Source organism: Herbaspirillum sp. UBA812 (assembly GCF_002296545.1).
Lineage (GTDB): Bacteria > Pseudomonadota > Gammaproteobacteria > Burkholderiales > Burkholderiaceae_D > Herbaspirillum > Herbaspirillum huttiense.
Window position 1 is genome coordinate 774 of record NZ_DBIC01000018.1, and the last position, 5,075, is coordinate 5,848.

7 protein-coding genes and 1 pseudogene are annotated in these 5,075 nt (G+C 61.1%); 3 read left to right on the forward strand and 5 right to left on the reverse strand.

The window, feature by feature from the left end; genetic code table 11:
• From hscA to iscX, 3 genes are all read left to right on the forward strand, one after another.
• Window positions 1-1,381, forward strand: a 1,381-nt coding sequence (gene hscA / locus B3873_RS00925; RefSeq protein ID WP_286863596.1) for a Fe-S protein assembly chaperone HscA, incomplete at its 5' end; no start/stop codon positions are given.
• Window positions 1,382-1,435: 54 nt separating this feature from the next.
• Window positions 1,436-1,774, forward strand: coding sequence for an ISC system 2Fe-2S type ferredoxin (gene fdx, locus B3873_RS00930; RefSeq protein ID WP_286863597.1), 339 nt, complete (start codon window positions 1,436-1,438; stop codon window positions 1,772-1,774).
• Window positions 1,775-1,819: 45 nt separating this feature from the next.
• On the forward strand, window positions 1,820-2,014 hold the full coding sequence (gene iscX, locus B3873_RS00935; RefSeq protein WP_286863598.1) for a Fe-S cluster assembly protein IscX: 195 nt from the start codon (window positions 1,820-1,822) through the stop codon (window positions 2,012-2,014).
• A 37-nt stretch (window positions 2,015-2,051) separates the two neighbouring features.
• Here the strand turns inward: iscX and B3873_RS00940 are convergent, their stop codons facing one another.
• From B3873_RS00940 to B3873_RS00960, 5 genes and pseudogenes are all read right to left on the reverse strand, one after another.
• Entirely contained in the window at window positions 2,052-2,483 is a 432-nt protein-coding gene (locus B3873_RS00940; RefSeq protein WP_286863599.1) for a hypothetical protein, read from the reverse strand.
• Window positions 2,484-2,514: 31 nt separating this feature from the next.
• Window positions 2,515-2,838, reverse strand: a pseudogene (locus B3873_RS00945) (DUF6402 family protein); the annotation flags it as partial.
• A gap of 12 nt (window positions 2,839-2,850) precedes the next feature.
• Window positions 2,851-3,174: a hypothetical protein gene (locus B3873_RS00950; RefSeq protein WP_286863601.1), complete on the reverse strand. Its 324-nt coding sequence runs from the start codon at window positions 3,172-3,174 to the stop codon at window positions 2,851-2,853.
• 146 nt (window positions 3,175-3,320) lie between these two features.
• On the reverse strand, window positions 3,321-4,640 hold the full coding sequence (locus tag B3873_RS00955) for a DUF1501 domain-containing protein (protein WP_034331337.1): 1,320 nt from the start codon (window positions 4,638-4,640) through the stop codon (window positions 3,321-3,323).
• Window positions 4,641-4,655: 15 nt separating this feature from the next.
• The coding region (locus B3873_RS00960) for a DUF1800 family protein (RefSeq protein WP_286863602.1) at window positions 4,656-5,075 on the reverse strand (420 nt) is incomplete at its 5' end.

The following is a 5,075-nucleotide window of genomic DNA, read 5'->3' on the forward strand; positions in this document are numbered from 1 at the left end:
CCAGCGCCAGGCCACCAAGGACGCGGCGCAATTGGCCGGTCTCAATGTCCTGCGCCTGCTCAACGAACCGACGGCGGCAGCCATTGCCTACGGTCTGGACAATGCCTCCGAAGGCATCTTCGCGGTCTATGACCTGGGCGGCGGTACCTTCGATATTTCCATCCTCAAGCTCACGCGCGGCGTCTTCGAAGTGCTGTCCACGGGTGGCGACTCGGCCTTGGGCGGGGATGATTTCGATCATCGCCTGTTCTGCTGGATCAGCCACGAAGCGCAACTGCAGCCGCTGTCGGATGAAGACACGCGCCTCTTGATGGTCAAGGCGCGCGAGGTCAAGGAACTGCTCTCGACCAAGGATGAAGTGCAGATCGATGCCGTGCTCAAGTCCGGCGAAGAAGTGCACCTGTCGATTACCGCCGCACAATTCAACGAGATCACCCAGCACCTGGTCGCCAAGACCATGGCCCCGGTCCGCAAGGCCCTGCGCGATGCCGGCCTGACCGTGGAAGACGTGGATGGCGTGGTGCTGGTCGGCGGTGCTACCCGCATGCCGCACATCCGCCGCGCGGTGGGCGAGTTCTTCAAGACCAATCCGCTGTCCAACATCGACCCCGACAAGGTGGTGGCGCTGGGTGCGGCCGTGCAGGCCAACCTGCTGGCCGGCAACCGCGCGCCGGGTGACGACTGGCTGCTGCTGGACGTGATCCCGCTGTCGCTGGGCATCGAGACCATGGGTGGCCTGGCCGAGAAGGTCATCCCGCGCAATTCCACCATCCCCTGTGCCCGCGCCCAGGAATTCACCACCTTCAAGGATGGCCAGACCGCCATGGCAATCCACGTGGTGCAGGGCGAGCGCGAACTGGTGGCCGACTGCCGTTCACTGGCCCGCTTCGAGCTGCGCGGCATTCCGCCGATGGCTGCCGGTGCGGCGCGCATCCGCGTGACCTACCAGGTCGATGCCGATGGCTTGCTGGCCGTGTCGGCGCGCGAGATGACCTCAGGCGTGGAAGCTTCCATCACCGTCAAGCCTTCGTATGGCCTGGGTGACGATGAAATCGCCCGCATGCTGCAGGAATCCTTCAGCTCGGCCGATGAAGACATGCAACGCCGCGCCCTGCGCGAAGAACAGGTCGAAGCCGAGCGCATCGTTCTGGCCACCCGTTCGGCCCTGCAGGTCGATGCCGCGCTGCTGTCGGAAGACGAGCGCGTGGCCATCGAAGCGCAGATCGAAGCCGTGACGGCCGCCGCGCAAGGTGCGGATCACCTCGCCATCAAGGCGGCGGTGGATGCGCTGGCGCATGGCACGGAAGAATTCGCCGCACGGCGCATGGACCGCAGCGTGCACGCCGCGCTGGCCGGCAAGAAACTGGACGAAGTCGCGTAAGCGATTTGTCCCCCCGAATACTGTAGACACGATAGACAAGACACGAGAGCCACCATGCCCCAGATCGTCATCCTCCCCCATCCGGTCCTTTGCCCTGAAGGCTCGGTGATCGATGCCCCCGCCGGCAAGACCCTGTGCGATGCGCTGCTGGACAGCGACATCGACATCGAGCACGCCTGCGAAAAGTCCTGCGCCTGTACCACCTGCCACGTGGTCATCCGCGAAGGTTTCGAGACCCTCGGTGATCCGACCGACAAGGAAGAAGACCTGCTGGATATGGCCTGGGGCCTGGAAGCGACGTCCCGCCTGTCTTGCCAGGTGGTGCTGGGCGAAGAAGACCTGACCGTCGAAATCCCCAAGTACACCATCAACCACGCTTCGGAGAATCACTGATCTTCCGAGGTTTTCGTTCGGTGCCACGGCGCCGGGGAGACTGACATGAAATGGACTGATACCCAGCAGATCGCCGAGGAACTCTACGACAAGTATCCCGAGGTCGATCCCAAGACCATCCGCTTTACCGACCTGCATCGTTGGGTGATGGAGCTGAAGGGGTTTGAGGATGATCCCAATCGCTCTGGCGAGCGCATTCTGGAAGCCATTCAGGCGGCGTGGATTGCCGAGGCTGAATGACATCAGCCAGCTTGCCGATCATGATCTGCCTCTCGGGTCAGAACAACGGCAATCTGGCTCGGATCCAATCCCACGTTGTTGGCGGGATGCTCAAGTGCTTCTTGTATTGTGACTCGTCAGACGTATCCACATAGCTGACAGATTCACTGCCAAACTTCAGCGCTTCGTGGAAGCTATTTCCCGCGTACCAGTTGACTGCAAAGTAGCGCCTGGCAAGGAGCGTACCTTTTTCGTCGAACACCTTGAGTTCGATATGATCGTCGGTGCCGTGTTCATCGTTGCCACCTGTACCGCACATCTGGAATCGATAGGAAGTTCCGTTCAAAAACTTCACACCGCCGTCCAGCGTCTCCGGCCGATTGTAGAATTCGCAGCGAGCATAATCAGGCCGCGCGAGATGAACAATGAGGCCTGCTCCAAGATAAATCAGAAATGCTAGCCCAATGAGCTTAAGGATTCTGGTCGGCATATTTCACCAAGTTTCAGGTCGATGGGCTTCTTCAGTTATGGAAGTTCCGCAAGTCGCCTAAAAACGGGGAGGTATCAACGCTTAAATTGCTATTCCTGCTTTCGAAGAGATGACCGACGAAACCCTTTGCCGCGTCTGTAGCAGCACCAACGGCACGCGGCGTATAGATGTCACTGGCAAGAAATTTTTCGTATTTCTTCCGAACACTTCCGAATCTCAATGCCCATTCAAGAGATACGACGCTGTCATTGAGGGGCTGCTCTGAACGAGGATCATCGTTAAAGATATGGGCCGCACTGGAAAACCACGTTCGCGCCAGTTTCGCCGATACGGTCCAGCCCAATTGGTCCATCGCGAAAGGTACGTCTTACAGATCGAAAGCCGGCGGGTTTTCACAAACTTCAAATTCAAGTTCGGTCGGTATCGTCTTCCTCTTGGCCTTCGCTTGTGGAGTTTTTGATTGTTGTGCAGCCGGCGGGACCCGAGCTTGCTTCTCGCCCTTTTTTGACTCGGTAGTGTGGTTTGGTGGAGAAGGAGGCTTTGCTCCTGGTGGAAGCCTCTCAATTGATATGCCCGTTGGGGTCTCCAGAGGAATGCATCCCCTGACTCCCTTGAATTCTTTCAATTCGATACCGAACAAGCCTTTCTGAGGTTGGTAATACGGCGCTTTCTTTAATTCGGCCATGGACATCCCGTCTCTAGAGTTAAGGCATAGCAGCCTTTGCGGCGTCACCCGTGACGGAACGCCGTTGCGAACGCAAAAGGCTACCGTTAACGGGTACCGAAAATCTTCGAAACTAGAGTGGGAAATTCATCCCAGGATTTTCCTGCAGTGATCTAGATGAACAGGTCGGGCATCCCTTTCGATCCGCCAGCATATTGTGGAAAAATTTTCTCCAATGCCTGATCCGGGATGCGCATATGTCGCTCCGACAGCGCACACAAGACCGCCCGGAAATCCGTCGTGATCGCCAGGTCGCGCCCCTCGTTCAAGGCTGTCTGATTCAGCCCCGGCCACTGACCATAAATCTTGCCGCCGCGCAGATTGCCCCCCATCAGCCACATCGCATTGCCGTGGCCATGATCGGTCCCGCCGTTGCCATTCTCCTTGAAGGTGCGCCCGAATTCGGACATCACCACGATCACCGTGTCATTGAAGGCTGGCCCCAGTTCACGCGCCAGCGTGGCCAGGCCCGTGGCCAGCGGCGACAGACGCCCGGCTAACTGGCCGGTCCCGTTGCCTTGTGCAATGTGCGTATCCCAGCCCCCCACGGCCAGGAAGGCCAGTCGGATGCGCGGATCATGCCGCATCAGCCGGCCCAAGCGTGCCGTATCCATGGAGAGCCCATTGGGCAGCGGCGCGCCGTTGTTGGCCATCTGCTGCTCCTGGCTGTTGATCTCGGCCATGAGCTGCTTGCGCGCGGCCATGCCATCGCGATAGGCCTTGCCCAGCGCATCATCACCGCCATACAGCGGATCGAAGACCTGGCTCCAGCGCGGCTGGTCGATCATGCTCGGACGCGTGGCATCGCGCCCCGTCTGCAGATTGGCCGCCACGTTGTGGCCGCTCAGGATGCGCGGCGTGGCGCTGCCGACGTTGATGGCCTGCAGAGGCGACTCGGCCGGCGGCAGGTAATCCATCACCCGGTTGAGCCAGCCATCGCGCGTGCTGTGCTGGCCGGGTGTGCCGGTTTCCATATAGTCCTGCGCTTCGAAGTGCGAGCGCGAGCCATCGGGCGAACCCGATGCATGCACGAAGGCCAGCTGCCCGCTTTCCCAGTACGGCATCAGCGGCTGCAGCGCCGGATGCAAACCGAAGTAACCTGTCAGGTCCAGCGCGCCGTTGGCCTGGCCGGGACGCGCCACCGCAATGGTCGGACGCGCCTGGTAGTACAGCGGATCGCCATGTGGCACCACCACGTTGAGGCCATCGACGGCCCCGCGCAGGAACACCACCACCATGCGCGGCGCACCGTCACCCTGGGCATGCGCGCGCGGGGCAGGGGAGCCGTAGGCCACTTTGCCGGGCGTGTGGTTGCTGCGGCTGATGGTCTGGTCGCCGGTCGGCACGACAGCACAGCCGGACAAGCCGATCGGCACCAGGATGGCGCCGCTGCCGGCAGCGCCCAGATAACGGAGAAAATGGCGGCGGTTCATGCTGGCCTCCAGCGGTTAGCGTTTCATGAAATCGGGACTGCCCAGGATCAGGCCGGCACGCTGGTTCTCAGGTGCGGCATTGATCTGTGCGGCGGTGGCCGGCGTGATGGCCGGGCCGAGGGTGCGCAGCAAGGCCGCTGCGTCCAGCGGCGGAGCCTCCGTATTGGAGGGCGCAGGCGCGCCTTCCACGCGGGCGATCGGTGTCCTGCCGCTGGCCAGGTTGCCGGCCAGATTGATCCGCCGCAGCAGCGCGCCGGGATTGAGCCAGGCCGCCTGCGAATACTTGTAGCCCTCGGGCGTGAGCCAGCCGTACAGCGGCATGCCGAATTGCCCCAGTTCGCCATTGACCGGCTTGGCATTGCGCACCGGAATATCGCCCGCGCGCAGGGCCGAGACCACGAACTGGTACGGCGTCTTGAATTGCGTCTGGTAATT

What these genes read in the sequence shown, in the direction of transcription:
- B3873_RS00955 (WP_034331337.1), bottom strand. Translation starts at nt 4,640, where the DNA reads ATGAACCGCCGCCATTTTCTCCGTTATCTGGGCGCTGCCGGCAGCGGC.
- B3873_RS00940 (WP_286863599.1), bottom strand. Translation starts at nt 2,483, where the DNA reads ATGCCGACCAGAATCCTTAAGCTCATTGGGCTAGCATTTCTGATTTAT.
- fdx (WP_286863597.1), top strand. Translation starts at nt 1,436, where the DNA reads ATGCCCCAGATCGTCATCCTCCCCCATCCGGTCCTTTGCCCTGAAGGC.
- B3873_RS00950 (WP_286863601.1), bottom strand. Translation starts at nt 3,174, where the DNA reads ATGTCCATGGCCGAATTAAAGAAAGCGCCGTATTACCAACCTCAGAAA.
- iscX (WP_286863598.1), top strand. Translation starts at nt 1,820, where the DNA reads ATGAAATGGACTGATACCCAGCAGATCGCCGAGGAACTCTACGACAAG.